The following is a 17,184-nucleotide window of genomic DNA, read 5'->3' as shown; positions in this document are numbered from 1 at the left end:
CTACGCGGAAGCAGAATCACCACACAAGAGATCCCACTCACCAATCACGCAGCGCCATGTTGCGCAAAAAAGAACAGCGACAGACGCACCCGCCGCGACCTGCATCAAAAGCGTCGCCCCAGGTGAGACGCACCATCGCAGCGCCTACTCACCGCACATTCAGACACCGACCCCAACCGACACGCATCCAGTCCACATCGGACCATGCACCGATCACGGTAGATTCCCCAACAATCGCCGCAGACCAGCTACGCACCCTGTCGGCAATCGCAACCAACCAGCCGACGTCCGGCCGCTCAGGACAGCTGACACCAGCCCGACCAGCACCTCGACAACGTCCACCCAAGGAACTACTGCTGTCACCGATGAGGCACGATCGCAAATCTGACCGCCAGCAGAATCGCGGAAGCGGCCCTGAAAGGTGCGACCGGTCGCTGATCTTTTGATTGCATTACGGAGCTTCCCTGACGGTTCTTCGAGGCCGAGGATCGAGTGACCGCCCGCTCCAACGCCCAGAAGGGCACGAATGGAAGCACCGCATGAACGAATGTTAGAAGCGACACCACAGAGCGTCAATGAGGACTCTAGAAATTGCTTTCCGTGACGCCTCCCGCCGAAGGTCGCACGGCCTCCTAACTGACGGTCCACGCAACGGCAGCCCTTCGCCGGGCGACCGTCCGAAGCACAGCAACCTGCAGTGTGGAAGCACCGCGCGAGCCGCATCGCCCGAACAGACCAGACTCTATTACGTAGCACTGTAAGGTTTACGTTTCTGCTTTGGTGGTCGGTTCACTTCCGTGGCAGACATCCGCTGACGGTAGGCGCCGAGACAGACGCTAGGTGACTGGTGTTAATCGATGGTCTGGCCCGGAGGGCCAGACCATCGATTGTTGTCTGGGGGCTGTTTGGCTGGTGGCGGTTGTGCTGGGTGTGATGGTTGAAGTTGTTGCTGGGCCGGGCTTGTGGGCGTGTTCACCGGCGTTGTGGTTGGTGGCTGGTGTCGGTGTTCAGGCGGGGCCGAGGGTCCAGTCCCGGCCGGTGTGGGTGAGGCCGAGGGTGGCGAGTCTGGCGAGGTTGACCGCGGCGGCGAGGAGGTTGAAGTCGGCGGCGATGCGGATGCGTCCGCGCATGCGGGCGCGTCGTCCGCCGTGGCGGCGGCGCATGAGGTGCGCGATTTTGCGTTCGACTTTGGGTCGGGTGGCGCGGTAGTCGGCTTTCCAGGCGGGGTCCTGTTGGCGGGTGCGTGCGGCGGTGAGGCGGGTCTCGTGGTGGCCGATGGTGATGCTGCGCCCAGTCTTGGAGTCGGTGCACTGCGTGCGGAGTGGGCAGGTGGCGCAGGCGGCGCCGAAGTCGGCCTTGCCGGCGTGCCGGGGATGGTCCTTGACCCGCCGGATCGGTCTGACTGTCCCGTTGGGGCAGGTGACCCGCTGTTCGTCGAGGTTGATGTCGAAGCGGTCCTTGGTGAACTTCCCGGTAGGTGCGACGGGTGGCTGGACCTTGGTCTTGGCGTCGATCCCGGCGCGGTCGAGCCGGTCGAGGATCTCCCCGGCGCCGTAGGCGGCATCGCCATAGACCGCGGCAGTGCCGTCATCAGGTCTGTCGGTGAGGAGGTCGGTGAGGAGGTCGGCGACGGGTTCGACGTCGCCGGTGTTGCCGGCGGTGACCGCGGTCGCGGTGACGATTTCACTGTCGGGGTCGACAGCGACGTGGCCTTTGTAGCCGTCGAAGCCATGGTGGTTGGTCTTGTGCCCGTGCCGGGCCTCAGGATCGACGGTGGAGATGACTCGGTCCGTGGCGACCTTCCGCGCGATCCGCAGCGTGCCGTCCGGCCCGGTTTCCAGGTCCTGGCCCAGCACGGTAGCGAGGAGCCGCATCGCCTGCTCCACCGGCTCGGGAAGGTCTTCGCGGCCGTCGAGGAAGGTGAGGAGCGCGTGACCGTCCCGGGCGCGGGAGTCGATCAGTGCTTCCCGGGCGGGTGTGTCGTCCCAGTCGATCACCGGTTTCGCGGTGCCGGTGTAGTCATCGCCGCTGCCCAGCCCGGCGAGAACCGCCCGCAGCCCTGTGGCCAGCCCGGCGGCGGCGGCGGTGAGCAGACCGCGGATCGCGGTGCGGATCAGCGTGATCGTGTCCATCGTGGCGACCGCGTCATACAACGGCGTGGAGTCCAGAACCCTGCGCCGCCCGATCAGCCCAGCGTTGCGGGCCGCGGCCAGTGCCACCTCGAAGACGCGGTCCGGGCGGTCGGAGCGGCGCAGCCGCTCACGCATGTCGACGAGCACGGTGTGGGCGAACCCGGACCGGCCCGCGCCGTCCCAGCCACCGACCCCGGCCGCGTACCGCCAGCGGGCATCGAACATGAACCGGTCGACCGCTTCCCGGTCGGACAACCCCTCCAGGCGTTGCAGGACCATCACCGTAGCGACCACCGACGGCGGCACCGACCGGCGACCGTTCACCGCGAACAGATCGGTGAACATCCCGTCCGGGAACAGCGTGTCGCGGTGTTCGTGCAGGAACGCGAAGATCGAGTTGCCGGGAAGGGTCTCCTCGCAGAACCGGGTGACCGGATCGAGAAGGTCCAACTGCTGCGAAGCCCTACCCAACGCCACCCAGGCACACTACCCGAAATAGATACAAAACGATGGTCCGGCCCGGAGGGCCAGACCATCGTTTAACACCAGTCACCTAGAACTAGCGTTCGAACCGTTGGCACCAGCCGGATAGGCACAGTTTCACATCGCGGCGAACGCTGGCCTGCACCATGTGCACGCACGGCGGCCAGATGAGGATGCCGTCCATCCGGCCGGAGCGTTGATCCGCCGCGACAAATTTGAGCGCGGCAGCGCCCCTCGCCTCGCGAACCAGATCGGTGCGCCGGATCTTGGCCAGTAGCGGACTGCGCCTCAGGATTTGCAAAATATCCGGATGTGGCTGGAGCGCCTGCCAAGAGATCGGAGACAGTCGTCAGGGCGGTTGGCTTCAACGATGCCCGACCGGCGGGGTTGCGGGTGCTGCCCTCGTCCCGGCAGACGACATTCCCGTCAACCGTTCGCCCCACTCGGCGGGGAAGGCTGACACGATCCCGTGTGCGATCGTCGCGGTCTTGTCCGGTCACACCGACGGCCCGTAACGCTTCGGCCAGCCGTGTGGTGGCCTCGGCAGCCTCCGCGGCTGCGGCGCCGAGGATCGGCGCGAGCAGCAATGACACCGTGGCCCGCCCGTTCGGTGTGGGCTGTCGATCAGCGACCGCTGTCAGCTCGGGCCACGAGATACCCGGAGCCTGCAGCGCGCCCTCCACTGTGGCGATCTGGATGCAGCGCTCGCCGGCGGGAGGGACCACCAGGTAGTCCTGGCCAATATCCTCGGTGAAGTTGCGGTAGGCGACCGCGACCAGACCGCCGCCGCCGAGTTCGATGGGAAAGACCGGCCAGGCGAAGGCATCCGTAAGCTCCCGATTGGCGTTGCGGATCGCATCGAGTTGGTCATCGAACAGCTCCGCCAGCTCACGGTCAAGATCCAGCCCGAGGATCTCACCGAGGTACGCGGGCCAGAAGCCTGGCCGACCCAGCAGTGCGGACCCGTCGTACCCCAGACCCGGACCCTCCAGATCGTCAGGTCCGGCATCGCTGTAGCCGGGCTACGTCTCCACAGCGGATCTGTATACACCACTGCAAGCTCCCAGAGCCGGTCCGCTCCTCAGCCAGGACAGAAGCCGGGGCAACAGAGAGCCGCTAACGATCAGTAACGAGCCACGACCGGTCACACCGCCGCGGCGCACCAACGGGGGGAGATCCGGATATGTCGTCAAGCGGTCACTGGCGATGCATGTGTGTGCTTGACGTTGCCGCCACATGGGTCGTCAAGGTTTGCGGCCTATGGACCGGGCCGTATCGGCCAGGTCCCTGCGTGCCTGCCGGTTGGCGAGGGTTGTTGCGGGTGGTGTGGGTGCCGATCTACCTGGCGGACCACCCCGACCGCATAACACCGAACGTCAGGGCACCGTGTAGCCGTCCACCGGTGCGGCCTCCTCCGGCGAGCGCTGCGCGGCCGGCGCCCACGACCCCCACGTGACGTACTGCGGCCGGTGCGGCTGCGCCATGAAGCGCTCGCTGCGCGGATCGGCGAGGCCCGCGAGCCCGGCCAGCGTCGCGACGATGCCGACCACGACGGCAACGATCATCGGGACGACTACCGGGTCGAAGCCGGTTGGCCCAGTGGTCTCTGTGGTCTCGGACCAGAGCACCCACCCGACGACGTAGATCGTGCACAGCTGCAGGGCGAGCAGCAGCAGGGCCAGCACCCCCGCCGCCGCGGCACGGGCCAGCTGGGCCGCGCCACGGCGGCGCTGCCGAGCTGTCGCCGCCGCCGCGCCCGCACCCACGGCGCAGGCGAGGACGCCGACGGCGGTAAACACGGCCATGGCCGCGCCGACCGTGTCGCCTGCGGCGACGCTCTGCACGGCGACGCCGACGCTGCCCGCGGCGCCGGCCCCGCCGCCCACCCGGAGCCACACCGCCGCGCGCCGCAACGACGCCGGCAGCTCCGGCACGGCCACCGCGCCGGCCTCCGTGCCGGACACGGCGCCGGTCTCCGGTTCGGCCGCAGGGGCCAGCGATCCGGTGAAGGCCCGGCGGGCCGGCGGGATGCCCAGGCTGACGGCACCCGCCACCAGCCCGAGCACGGCGAGCAGCGCGCCCAGCCCACCGACCCACCGCGGCGGCCCGATCCACACCTCGTAATCCCAGTTGAACAGCACCGTCAGATGCCCGATGTACAACAGCAGCGTCACACCGATCCCCATGCCGCAGAGCCACACCAGCGCGCAGCGCCCCGCGTCCCGGCCGGCCAGGGCCAGCGCCACCCCCGCCAGCAGGCCCACGACGAGCAGGCCCGCAGGCAACATGAAGGCCAGCGCCTCGGCCGTGAGCGTGGGGAACAGGTGGCGCACCACCCTGGCGTCACGCACGCCGACGTAGGTCGCGTAGAGCAGGATCGAGAGTCCGGCGACCGCGGTCCCGGTCGAGGCCAGGCCGAGGACGATCGGCCGGCGCACTGTGCGTGGCATCCGCGCAGGCTACAGCCAGATCTCGGAGCTCAGGTTGAAGGGCGTCCGCGCCGCGCCAGAAAGTGGCTGAAGCCGGCCTCGGTCACCAGGGCACAGGTCGCCGTCTCGCCAACGGGCGCGCCGAGGCAGTGGCCCGCGTCCGCCCGGTCGGACATGGCTGCGCAGGATCGGGCCGTTGGTGCGGTCGTCGATAGCGCGTTCGATCGCCCGTGAGACGGCGGGTGGTAGCGGGATGAGGACGACCTTGCCGCCCTTGCCGCGGACACGCAGGACGCGGTGGCCGCGTTCTTCGCCGAGATCGCTGATGCTGGCTGCGCAGGTTTCGAAGATCCGCAGTCCGAGCAAGCCGAGGAGTGCGATCAAGGCGAAGTCGTTCGGGTTGGCCGACAGCAGCGCTGTCGTGATCAGCGCTTCGAACTGCAGGTGCCCCAATCCGAGGGTTGATGACTCCGCTGGGACAGTTGGTCGGCGGACGTAGTCGTCGGACGAGTGCGGCAGGATCTGGTCGATGACGCAGACTCGGTAGAAGCCAACCATCACCGACAGGCGGTGGGACACTGTGGAGGGCTGGTAACGGCGCACGTCCTGCAGCCAGCGGAGGTAGCGCTCGATGTCCACCCGTACCGCTGCGAGCGGGTCGAGTTCCTGATCGATGCACCAGCGCAGGAAGGCCCTCAGGCCTGACCCGCTGTGCAGCCGGGTATGACCGCGGTAGCGGCCGAGATCCGCGGCGGTCGCCGATCGTGGCCAGTTCACGGCCTTCAGTTCGGCGATCGACCGGTCGCAGAGTGTCCTCGGTCAACATAGAAGCTCCGTCTCGGGCCTCCCTCCGGAATCGGGTTCGACGCCGTGCCACTGCGCATCTGCTGCAGCAGCGCGTTCCACTTCCTGGTCACTTCCTCTGGGCGCTGATGGCCGCAGTCGAGACGGGTACCGGTGCTGTCGGTGATTTGGGCGTCTCCTCCGTTCACCCAAACGGCGATGTTCACGATGCCGGCCGCCCGGTCGTCGTCCTCGGAGCGGTCGACGGTAAAGGGTGCATCGTCGCCGTCATAGTCGGAGCGGACGTGGAACGTTTCGTCCGGTTTCAGCCAGCGGTCCTCTCCCAACGGTTCCAACCAGAGCACCAGCCACCCAGCGGAGTCGTTGTGCACTTCCAAGATCACCATGAGGACACGGTAGTCTCTGCGGCACTCTGACCTCGGCACCAGAACTCGGCGGGTTCCGCTGAGCCCGCAGTCCGGACGGCGCACGCAGCATGACGACCGCCGCCCAAGCGACAGCGCACGGCCGGCGGTGCCATGAGCGGGTTTCGGCATTCCTCCGTCGGTTAGCATGCGGCGCGTGCATCTGCTCTCGGAAGACGCAGTGTTCGCAGCCGCGGGTGTCAATCCGCGGATCTACCGCACGCTATTGGTACGACCGGGAACGCGGCATCACCTACAGGACGAACGTACGTCCTGGGACCGGATGTGCTGACGATGGTTTTCGAGCCGGGGCGGCGTAGTCGCGCCAGAACGGCGATGGTTCCTAGTCGTTGAGTGGTGGCAGGACCGACAGCAGTTCGTAGAGCCGCTGGACGTCGTCATCGGCATGGACACGTCGGAACACCCACCGACGGTAACCGATGCAACGTCTGCCTTCCTGATCTCAGTGACGCGCCGTCCGCGCCCGCGATCCCAAGGTTGTCCGCATGCACCAGATGGCCGGCGCTGATGCCATCCTGATGCCGGCCGCCCCCGGGCGAGTGCCTTATCCGTCCGAGCGCTGGGGGCCTACCGGCACTGCCTCGTACGCCCGCACCCGCCAGCGGGGTGGCTCGCTGTGTCGCGTATTCCAGGTCGGTAGTGGTTCAAGGTGCCGGCTGAGCGCATAGACGGCGGCGACGGCCGCGCGTGCGTCGCCCTCGTGGCGGTAGTGGTGCATCACGTGCCCGCCTTCACCCGCGCGCCGCCGACAGTCGCTGAGCTCGACCGTCCATTGCCCGGAGCCGTCCACCGTCTCTTCCATCCGGATGAACAGGTGCCGAACGGGATCGCGGTCCGTGCCCGTGATCAGCCATCCGGCCTCGCTAGCTGAGGTGCGCCCGCCACATCGCCACCGTAGTAGAACATCCGTACGAGCGGGTTCTGGTGAGTTGCGTCGCCGGAGGTCGGTGTTCGGCAGATCCGCCGGTCGCGTCGCCGGGCATGGCGAGGTCGTCACGGCCGGGGTTGTCGGACCGTCGAGGCCGGGGTCGCAGCGGCCCACCATCGGCATGTATGGCCATATGGCCTATAGTCGTGTGATGGGTATCGATCGTAGCGACATGCTTCCGGTGTATCTGCAGCTCGCCTCCGTTTTGCGTCAGCAGATCACGGCGGGTGTCCACAGGCCTGGAGCAGCACTGCCATCCGAGGACGGGATCGGCCGGGTTCACGGTGTTGGCAGGATGTCGGTCCGCCGGGCTCTGGACGTGCTGCGTCATGAGGGGCTGATCACGACGGAGCGCGGCAGACCGGCCGTGATCCGCACACACCCGGAGCGAACATTCGTCGAACTGGCCGGGGTGGACCGCCTCGTCGCCCGGATGCCGACCCACGAGCAGGCCCGGCACATGCGGATCCAGGTCGGTGTGCCGCTGCTGGAGGTGCACCGCGCGGACGGATCGCTGGAGACATACCCTGCCGACCTGTTCGGAGCCTGCGGCACGCCACGTACGTAAATGCAGCCGCTCGCGCCACCGCGAGTCCCGCGCCGCCAGCAAGTCCACGTGGTGACCGGGCGGACCTCGCGGTTGCCGATGCGCGTCGCCCCGCAGCCGTTGCGGGACACAATGCTGCCATCCTCGCCAACTCGGCAGCGACGGTCGGCGGGCCCGACGGTCGGGCACGCCGTGTCGGGCGGCAATCTCCGGCCGACCTGGCGCGTCCCGCGACGCCCAGCCGCAGCCTCCGCCCTCGCCGTTAACCGGCGTCTCAACGCCGTGGTGGCGGCGCGCGATTCGGCGCTCATTGTGATTTTGGGTTCACCTTGAGTTGATCTGAGGTGCACAATGGACCGATGTCGATGGCTGGGGAGCTTCGGCTCGCCGTTGATCTGACCTCGGCTCGCATCCGGGCGGTGGTCGGGTTCGCGGACGGAACCGCGATGGTGTTGCCGTTGGACGATGTCGGCTGGCTTGCCAACGCCGTGCTGGTCGCCGATGACGGGTCGCTGCTGGTCGGGGCGGACGCCGAGCGGCGGGCCGCGGTGGTGGAAGCGCAGCGGTGGGTGGCGCAGCCGGGTGCCAGGCTCGGTGAGGACATCGTGGTCGCGGGTCGGCGCTTCGAGGCGGCCGACCTGGTGACGGCGCTGCTGCGTCACGTGGCGGCGTGCGTGGCGTCGACGGTCGGCGCGACGCCGTCGTCGGTGATGGTCGCGGCGCCCGCCGGTTGGGGTCCTCGCCGTCTGGCCGGGCTGCGTCGAGCAGCGCAGGTCGCCGGCTTGGACCGGGTGGAGGTGGTGACCGCACCTGCATCGGTGGGATGGCATCTGCTGTGCGGTGGGGCAGCGCTGCCGTACGGGGCAACGTTGCTGGTCTGTGAGGTCGACACCGCTGGCACCTCCGGCACCGCCGGCACGGCGTGTACCGCTACCGTGCTGCGGCGCGCGGTGAACGGTTTCGACGTGTTGTCGTGCGTGGATACCGCCACAGTCGTCGCCGATCTCGGCGCGGCTGGCGCGACCCCGCCGAGGCAACGCGATGCCGTTGAAGACCTGCGGACACCGCCGGTCCCGGCGAGCGCTGGTGATGCGAGCCGTGCCGGGGACGGCATGTCACCGCAGGCCGGAGCGGGCGGCGACGCCGGGCCGGCCGGCGGGCTGATCGGTGAGGTGGTGCGGCGTGCTGTCGACGGCTCGGCAATCGCGCCGGGCAGGCTGACGCTGGTGTGCGCCGCCGGTGCCGGCGCGGCCGACGTCTCGGTCGGCACGCAGTTGCGTGCTGCTGCGGGTGTCGAGCCGTTCCTGGTGGCGGAGGCGGAACTCGCAGCGGCGCTCGGCGCGCTGCGCTCTCCCCCACCTGGCCGCCGCCCTACCGCCACACCGGTCAGCGAGCCGGTGACTTCGCCAGTGCCGGATCGCCAGGGCCGCGTGGCGGGGCAGGCCGGGTGGCGCGATGTGGCCGCCGCGCTGGTTCCGGCGCTGTGGTCGGTGGTGTTGTTCGGGCAGTTCATGGCGGGCTCGGAGCGGTACGGGCCGCGGCAGAGCATCGATGCGGCGATGCTGCTGGCGGCGTGGGGCGGGCTGGCGTTCGCGGCGACGTTCGGGCTGATCGCGGCGGTTGGCGGGTTGATGCTGGTGACGGCGGCCCGGCATGAGGAGGCCGGGGCGCCGGTGTGGGTACGGCACCGGCTGTTGGCGGTGTCGCTGGCCGGTGGCGGTGTGGGCGGGCTGGTCCTTGCCGCGGTGTACGCGACGGTCGCGGCCGGGTACTTCGATCTGGAGTCCGGGCCGTTGCTGCGCTGGTCGGTGCTGCCGGTCCTGCCGGGCATGGCCGCCGTGCTGGCCGTGGCCGTGGTCGTGTGGCGTCGCCCGGACCCTCCGCGGGGTTCCTGGTTGGACTGGTTGCGGTTCCCGTCGCCGGTGACGGCGCTGGTCGGGTTCGGCGCGTGGCTGATCAGCTACGACGAGCGCAGCAGCCCGGCGGTGCTGAAGCTGCTCGAGTGGCAGTTGCAGCAGTGGGTCACCCCGTCCTCGGAGATCATCGGACCGGTGGGGCGGCTCGGCGGACTGTGTGTCGGCGCTGGTGTGGGGCTGCTGCTGGCTCGGCGGACGCTGCATCGTTTGTTGCTGGCCGTGCCGTTGGCGGCGCTGGTCGCCGGGTCGTTGGGGTGGCGCACGACCGGGATGGTCGCGGCCGGGTTCGCGTTCGCGGTGGCGGGCTGGTGGGCGGCCCGCGCGGTGTGGCTGCTGCTGCGCCGCCTGTTGCTCGTCCCGCCCACCGGCTGGCTGGCGTCACCGGCGTCACCGGTGCCGGTGCCGGCGGCTGCCGGGATCACCGCCGGGCAAGGCCGGTCGCCGCATCCGGCGGCGGCTCCACACGGCGATGTGAGCGGGTCGAGATGGACCGGTTGATCCGTGCCGTGATCGCCGGGTTCGCGGTCCTGCTGACGCTGGCGGGTCTGCCGGTCGCGCTCGTGGTGTTCCAGCGGACGGTGGACTGGGATGTGCCGCAGATCGTGGCGCAGCCGCTGTCGGTCGGCGGCCTGGTCGCGGCGGCGGTCGGATGCGGGTGGTTGCTGTGGCTGCTGCTGCTGCGGCTGATGATCCTCGACGCCATCGACGCGGTCCGGCACGTCGGTCGCGCGCCGCGGCTGCCGGTGCCGCTGCACACCGCCGTCACCGCCGCTGCCAGCGGGCTCATGCTGATGCTCAACGCACTGCGCGGCGGTGCGCAGGACCTGCAGCCGCCGCCCGCGACCCCCGTCGTTACCGCGGCGACCTGGAACCCTGCCGAGGATCCGCCACGGCCGGCGAGGAACACGGCCCAGCCCGCCGCCGCGAACGGCCGCAGCACCAGCAGCACCAGCAGTGGTGACACACCGACACACGCTGCCGCGCCGCCGACGGCAGTCGCCGGGTCCACCGCTGGCGGTCCGGACATCGACGGAGTGACAGTCCCTGGTGGCTGGCTGCCGCTGCCGGTCCTCGCGGCGATCGGCACCGCGGCCACAGCACTGTGGGCGCAGCGGCGTCGCGGCTACCGGCCCCGACCGCCCGCCGGGGCACATCGCGGCGACAGTGACCTGCTCCCCCTGCCGGCGCAGCTACGACAACTCCTCAGGTACGACCGCGCCGTCACCGACGCCGGCGACGACGCTGCTGGGCCCTCGGCAGGCCCCGCCGTCGATCGTGCCGTGGCACCGGTCGCGGTCGATGCCGTCGCCGACACCGCGCCCCGCATCGGTGCACCGAGCGGTTCTCCTGCCGGCGCGGACACCGGGCCCGCCGATGAGGTCCCCGGCAACACCCTGACGTCCACAACGGTTGCGGCGGCCGCGGTGCCGTGGCCCGGCGTCGGTCTGGTCGGGCCGGGCGCGCATGACGCCGCTCGCGGGCTACTCGTCGCGCTGAGTACCGACCCACACAGGGACGCACCGCCGGTGACCGTCACAGCGGAGGCCCTGGAGACGCTGCTCGGAGCCAGCTGTATCGCCGCGGGATCCGAACGGCTGTACGTCACCGACGGTCAGCGACCGCCAGCTGTCGCACCGCAACAGGGTGCGACCGACCCGGTCTCCGGCGAACGCACCGACGAGGAAATCATCAGCGACGTCGCCTGCGGTGTCCTGCTGCTGAACGACACGGACCCGGTCACCCCGGCTGCGATGCCCGCAGCCGGGTCACCGGCCGGCCGACGGCCACCGCCGTCGACGCCTGCATCGGCATCGGCATCGGCGAACCCGGCGAACGGATCCGGTGGCACCGGATCGGCCCGTCCGGCCCAACCGGCCCGTGCGGTCCGGGTCGGTGCGTGGCCGGGCGCTGTCACCTGGATCGTCGCCCGGGACGGCGCCGTGCACGTCGCGGGCGCCACCGGCGGCCCGGGCCGGATCGCTGTCCTGGACCGGGCGACGGCACGGGCGGTACTGACCGGTCTCGGCCTGCTCACCATCCCGCCCCCTCCCCCACCGACCGGCACCCGGTCTCCCGGCCTCCCGTCCGACGAGGACCAGGTCACCGACCCGGCGGGACCGTCGGTGCACGACGGCCCAGGTATTGCCGGGGCGGTCGGCGAGCCGTGGCCACGCACACCCCCGGACACGGCGCACCTGCCACGACGGCTACGTCTGCGGATGCTGGGCCAGCCGGTCGTGCTGCGCCCGCACCCGGACGGGAGCGTCACCCCGGTCACCATCCGGCGCAGCGCCGCCCGGCAGATCCTGCTCCTGCTCGCCGTACGCCGCGCACCGGTCACCGCCGACACCGTCAAGGAGACGATATGGCCGGACGTGGCAAGGACCGCGGCGCACCGCCGGTACCTGACCACGATGTCGGAACTGCGCCGCGCCCTAGCCGACGCGGCCGGGCAGCCGGTCCTACAACAGTCCACGAACACGGCCCATCCTGGATTGACCCGGTACTGGCTGGACCCGGACACCGTCGACGTCGACGTGTGGCGGCTGCACGACCTGCTCGACGCCGCCGCCGGCACCGTCCAGCAGCCACGCCGGTTGCGGCTGCTGCGGCAGGCCGCCGACCTGTGCAACGGGGACCTCGCCGACGGCTGCGCCGAGGAGTGGCTGACCGCCGACCGGGAACGCCTGGCCCGGCACGCCCTCGACCTGCGGGTCCATCTCGCCGACCTGGAACCCGACCACGACACCGCGGTACGGCTGCTGCGCCGCGCGGCCCGCGACACACCAGGCAACGAAGCGGTCCACCGGCGGCTACTGCTGCGTCACGCCGCCGCAGGCGACAGCGACGGACTGCACCGCGCCGCGGCGACGCTGGCCGAACATCTCGCCGCCGCAGGTGCCGTACCCGAGCCCGACACCGCCGCGCTCGCCGCCAGACTCCTCCACGACGTCCCCGACGGCCTGCACCCGCTCACCGACACCGCACCGGCGTTCAGCGCCGCCGGTCCCGGCACGGTCCGCAGCCCTGCCGAACGGAGCCGCCCATGAACGCCACAACCGGTTCCCCGACGTCACCGAATGACCGCATCACCAGCGGAACCGGGCAGACGCCGGAACTGCCGGCGGTGCTGATCCGATTCGGTGACACGCACACGTCACCGTTCCAGGTCGGTGGCCGCGCACCGCTGCCGCCGCTGCCCCCGTACAGCGCCCCACCGGCACCCGCAGTGTCACCGCAGCCCGGACGGTCGCGGCGGCGGGCAGTCCAGGTCGCCGCGGGTGTACTCGCCGTGCTCGTCGTCGTCACCGCGGTCGTGGTCATCCGCAACTCCGACGGCCCGTCGCCACGCGAGCTCGTCCAGCAGTGGTTCGACCAGCTCGCCGACCGCGACTCCGATGCGCTGTACGCGGGCGGGAAATGCTCCAGCAACCCGCTGTGCGGCACGGCCGCGCTCAGCACCGGCTACCTGCCCCCGACGAACATGCACATCGACGGCGAACAGACCATTGCCGACCACACCAGCTCACGCGGGTCGAAGCAGCAGTCCGTCACGGTCTCCTACGACCTGGACGGGCGCCGCGTCACCGACCATGTCGGGTTGGACTACTACAAACAGAACTTCTTCGGCGGGTACTGGTCCATCACGAAACCACCCGGCGCCACCCTCACCTTCCCCGGCCCCACCCGGTCCGTGATCAAGATGGCCGGCGCCGAGCTCCCGCCCATCACCGCGGACGTCCCCGTCACCGTGTGGGCACCACCCGGCGTCTACACCGCCAGCAAAGCCGGCACCGCACTGCTGGAACCCAGCCAGATCACCATCACCATCAGCGCCGCGGACACCGTCACGACCGGCGACCCGCAGGAGCCCAGGACCGTCGTCCTACCGGACACCGTCAAACCAGCAGTGTCCGAGCAGGTGCTCCGGCAGATCCACGAACGCATCGACGCGTGCGCCGCCCAGCGCGTGTTTGCCCCGGACACCGACCTGACCCTCGGCACCATCGACACATGCCCACTGCGGCATTCCACGAAGTACGCCATCACCGACGATCCGACCTGGACAGTGCTGCAGTACCCACAGGTCCGCCTCGACCCGAGGCCGGACGACACGCTCACCGTCACCACCACCACCGCGGGCCGCGCCTCGATCCACTACCGGTGGACCATGTACCTACGTGATCCACGAGAGTGGTATGACGTAGACGCCGTGGAGGACATCGTCGTCGCCGGCAGGGTAACCGCCAACCAAGGCACACCGACCTGGACAACAGACTGACATCGCCCCGCAACATCACCTCGACATCCGCCGGTGGACCGGCCGCGCTCGACCAGCGTTACCACGGGCGGGCGGCGCACACCTCCGACACCGGTGAAGCTCCCAGAGCCCGCCAGGCACGCCCCGCCGTGCACGTCGCCCCCGCACAGCCCGGGCTTGGTTTGTTCGCGGGTTTGGACGCCACCGTCGGCGGCGACAACCAGGCCTGCTGGCGAACCAGCGCTCCGCCTACGCACAGTGATGCGTGTTAGGAGCTCGACGCGCGTTGTCTGCGGCAGATCCGTGTACCCGATCATGGTTTGGTGTTTGAGGTGTACGCTCGCCGTCCGGTCGAAGGGAACGGTGATGGACGAACTTGTCCGCGAGGCGCGGGACGCGTGGGCGGCGCAGGACTGGGAACGGTCGGCGACGTTGTACGAGCAGCTCGCCGTTCAGGCGCCGGATGACCCACGGGTCGGCGAGTGGTGGTATGACGCCGCGCTGGCGTACAAGTTCCGGCGCAACTGGGCGCAGGCGTACCGGCTCGGTGTCCATGCGGCGGCGCACGCTGCGCGCGGCGGCCAGGACCCGGCATTCTGGAACCTCGGTATCGCCGCGACGATCCAGCGTGACTGGGTGACCGCCCGCGACGCGTGGGAATCGTTCGGCATCGAACTGCCGCCTGGCGAGGGACCCATTGTGGGCAACTTCGGCCGCGCGTGCGTGCGGCTTGTCGGCGCTGCCGGATCCGAGGTCGTGTGGGTCCAGCGGCTGTGCCCGACGCGGGCTCGGGTGATCAACGTGCCGTTTGACACGTCTCGGCGATACGGCGAGATCGTCGTGCACGACGGGGAGCCCAAGGGCGATCGGGTGGTCGGCGATCGGACCTATCGGGTGTTCGATGAACTGATGCTGTTCGAGCCGTCCGACCTACCGACGCTGACGGTGACCGTGACCGCGGAACCGGCCGGCATCGAGGCGTTGGCCGATCTGTTCGATGCGAACGGCTTCGGGTTCGAACCGCTGCGCAACGGTTACGTTCTGTGCAGATGCTGCAGCGAAGGCTCGGTCACGCAAGAGGCCGAATCACTCGGCGGCGAACAGCGCTGCCTCATCGCCGCCCCGCTGGACAGGGCTGGCGAACTGCTCGACGCCTGGCAAAGATCAATCACCGGCACCTGGATAGACCTTCACATCGCTACGTGAGCCGGCCCCGCGGCGAGCCCGGTCTGCGGCAGATGTGAGCAGCTGATCAAAGCCATTCCGGCCGGCGGCGTCGGGCCTGATTGGCAGCAAATGTAGATGTCAAGCCGAACGTGACCCCGGCCGGTGGCTTCGGTCAGGGTGGTTCGGCGACGGTGGTGCGCATGATCCGTAGCAAATCCGGATGCCGGTGCTGTCGGGCTCGGGCAGTATCGCGCTGTGTGTGATGTGCTGTGGGACGAGGTTCAGCAGTGGTTCGACCCGGTCGAGAACGGCAGCGCACCTGACGTGATCGTGGCCGACACGACGGTGGCCGACTGGGGTCGGCTGCTCGGGTTGGTCCAGTCGCGTGGGTGGGCGTGCAGGTATGAGGTGGGTGACCGGGTGCTTCCGGTGCCGAAACGGGCAGCGCAGCTGTTTGCTCGTGGCGTCGACGGAGAACTGCCGCTGTTGAGGGTGTGGCCGGACCGCGACCTGGAGTGGATCGTGCGGCCGTGGGCGGCGGAGGAGATTCTCAGCGACGTGAGTCTCTACGAGATTCAGGGCCAGGATCGGCTGGACGTGTTCTGCCAATTCTTGCGGACGTTGGGCAGTGCGTTAGGGAAGAAGGTCCTCGTGTACAGCGAGGGCGACAACACGTATCCGCCGATGATGGTCTATGAAGTGACGGACGACCGGGTCGTGTTCCTCGCCGGACCGTGGTCGTAGCACGACGACGGCCGTCTGCGCCGCAAGCATTCGGTGGCCAGTTGTGTGGCGTGCGAGAGAAGCCGGCCGTCTCCTTCGACGCGCCCACTCGACACGACGGTCGTTGGGCGTTCGGTCTCCGTTACGATGCGTTACGAGCGACTCGCGGCAGATGAGTATGCGCTTCCGGAGCTCGCCGGTACGGTGGAGGACGCCAAACCGTTGCGGCATCCGCTGCCTGCCACGCCTGAGCGCAGCCACATTTAAGGAACGGTGTAGCCGCCCGCTGGCGCCGGATCGTTCGCAGGTCGTGGATCGGCCGCCGTTCCGGGCTGCCAATCCTGAGCCGGGCGGCGGCTGGCCGGTCGCAGGAACCGCTCGCTGCGCGGGTCGGCCAGCCCGGCGAACCCGCCGAGGGTCGCCGCGATACCGGCCACGGCGGTCACGAGCATCAGCGTGCCGATCAGCTTAAGGTCGCTGTCGAGGAAGGAGCTGTCGCGCACGCCGTTGGCGATGATGCGGGTAGCCCAGTACAGGGACAACACCTGCAGGAGCAGCAGCAGCACCCCGGCGATCCGGGCGATGTGCACCCCCTTCCGCCAGCCGTGACCGGCGACCCACGCCGCGAAGCACGCGCCTGCGGCCGCGACCGGGATCGCGCCGGCGCCGGCCAGCATGATGAGGCCGACAATGTCGGCGAAGTCCGCCAGGTCGCCGTCATCCATGAGACTGTGGCCGATCATGAGGACGGGCCCGGCAACACCGAGCACGCCGCCCACCGTGAACCGGGCCACCACCGCCCGCAACGGTGCTGGCGGTCCGCTCCGGCCGGCCTGCTCAGTGCCGGCCTGGTCGGTGCCGGTTGCCGCGAACGCCCGGCGGGCGGCCGGGACGCCGAGACTGACCACCGCCCCGGCCAGGCCGATCATGGCCACCAGCACGCCGAGCACACCGACCCACGACGGTAGGCCGATCCGCACGACGAAGTCCCAACTGCCCAGCAGGCGCCCGCGATTGGAGTACTGCACCAGCGCCACGACAAACCCGACACCACACAGCCACACCAGCGCGGCGCGCCCGGCGTCCCGGCCCGCCAGCACCAGCCCCGCGCACACCAGCAACCCCGCCACCAGCAGGGTCGCCGGCAGCATGGCTTCGAACACGGCGGCGATGAGCAAGTCATCGAGCACGTCGGCGGGGAGGGGATCGCCGACGTCCCAGGCTGCCAGGATCACATAGGTGTCCCGGACTCCGATGTAGCTGCTGCAGAGCAGGACCACCAGGCCGAGGACGGCGAGGCCCACCGAGGTTAGCCCGAAGGCGACCGCGGTGCGCGATGTTCGGGACATCCGCGCACAGTACAACCCGC

The 17,184-nt window shown here is 69.7% G+C and carries 11 protein-coding genes; 6 read left to right on the top strand and 5 right to left on the bottom strand.

Annotated elements, in window-relative coordinates; translation table 11 throughout:
* Window positions 1–1,007: 1,007 nt before the first annotated feature.
* From OHA72_RS10285 to OHA72_RS10270, 4 genes are all read right to left on the bottom strand, one after another.
* The gene (locus tag OHA72_RS10285) at window positions 1,008–2,609 is read right to left on the bottom strand and encodes an IS1182 family transposase (protein WP_327007609.1); all 1,602 of its coding nucleotides are present in this window, start codon (window positions 2,607–2,609) and stop codon (window positions 1,008–1,010) included.
* A gap of 1,382 nt (window positions 2,610–3,991) precedes the next feature.
* A complete protein-coding gene (locus tag OHA72_RS10280) occupies window positions 3,992–5,065 on the bottom strand; it encodes a hypothetical protein (protein ID WP_327007608.1) in 1,074 nt (357 codons plus the stop codon).
* Window positions 5,066–5,074: 9 nt separating this feature from the next.
* On the bottom strand, window positions 5,075–5,821 hold the full coding sequence (locus tag OHA72_RS10275) for a site-specific integrase (protein WP_327007607.1): 747 nt from the start codon (window positions 5,819–5,821) through the stop codon (window positions 5,075–5,077).
* A 5-nt stretch (window positions 5,822–5,826) separates the two neighbouring features.
* Window positions 5,827–6,234 (bottom strand): hypothetical protein, encoded by a 408-nt coding sequence (locus OHA72_RS10270; protein WP_327007606.1) that lies wholly within the window; start codon window positions 6,232–6,234, stop codon window positions 5,827–5,829.
* 1,118 nt (window positions 6,235–7,352) lie between these two features.
* On the opposite strand from OHA72_RS10270, the gene OHA72_RS10265 reads away from it, so the two are divergent.
* The 6 genes from OHA72_RS10265 to OHA72_RS10240 all read left to right on the top strand — a co-directional run bounded on the left by OHA72_RS10265 (window position 7,353) and on the right by OHA72_RS10240 (window position 15,836).
* Complete coding sequence (locus tag OHA72_RS10265; RefSeq protein ID WP_327007605.1) at window positions 7,353–7,769, top strand: GntR family transcriptional regulator; 417 nt, start codon at window positions 7,353–7,355, stop codon at window positions 7,767–7,769.
* A 425-nt stretch (window positions 7,770–8,194) separates the two neighbouring features.
* Complete coding sequence (locus tag OHA72_RS10260) at window positions 8,195–10,162, top strand: hypothetical protein (RefSeq protein ID WP_327007604.1); 1,968 nt, start codon at window positions 8,195–8,197, stop codon at window positions 10,160–10,162.
* Window positions 10,159–12,714, top strand: coding sequence for an AfsR/SARP family transcriptional regulator (locus OHA72_RS10255; RefSeq protein ID WP_327007603.1), 2,556 nt, complete (start codon window positions 10,159–10,161; stop codon window positions 12,712–12,714). The genes OHA72_RS10260 and OHA72_RS10255 overlap by 4 nt, the downstream gene beginning before the upstream one ends.
* Window positions 12,711–13,946: a hypothetical protein gene (locus OHA72_RS10250; RefSeq protein WP_327007602.1), complete on the top strand. Its 1,236-nt coding sequence runs from the start codon at window positions 12,711–12,713 to the stop codon at window positions 13,944–13,946. The genes OHA72_RS10255 and OHA72_RS10250 overlap by 4 nt, the downstream gene beginning before the upstream one ends.
* Before the next feature lie 345 nt (window positions 13,947–14,291).
* Window positions 14,292–15,131 carry a tetratricopeptide repeat protein gene (locus OHA72_RS10245; RefSeq protein WP_327007601.1) on the top strand — a complete coding sequence of 280 codons (840 nt, stop codon included), beginning with the start codon at window positions 14,292–14,294 and terminating at the stop codon, window positions 15,129–15,131.
* A gap of 216 nt (window positions 15,132–15,347) precedes the next feature.
* On the top strand, window positions 15,348–15,836 hold the full coding sequence (locus OHA72_RS10240) for a hypothetical protein (RefSeq protein WP_327007600.1): 489 nt from the start codon (window positions 15,348–15,350) through the stop codon (window positions 15,834–15,836).
* Between the two features lie 242 nt (window positions 15,837–16,078).
* On the opposite strand, the gene OHA72_RS10235 is transcribed toward OHA72_RS10240, so the two are convergent.
* On the bottom strand, window positions 16,079–17,119 hold the full coding sequence (locus OHA72_RS10235; protein WP_327007599.1) for a hypothetical protein: 1,041 nt from the start codon (window positions 17,117–17,119) through the stop codon (window positions 16,079–16,081).
* Window positions 17,120–17,184 lie beyond the last annotated feature (65 nt).

Source organism: Dactylosporangium sp. NBC_01737 (assembly GCF_035963215.1).
In the GTDB taxonomy this organism is placed as follows: Bacteria; Actinomycetota; Actinomycetes; order Mycobacteriales; family Micromonosporaceae; genus Dactylosporangium.
This window is presented reverse-complemented; position numbering and strand designations above follow the sequence as displayed.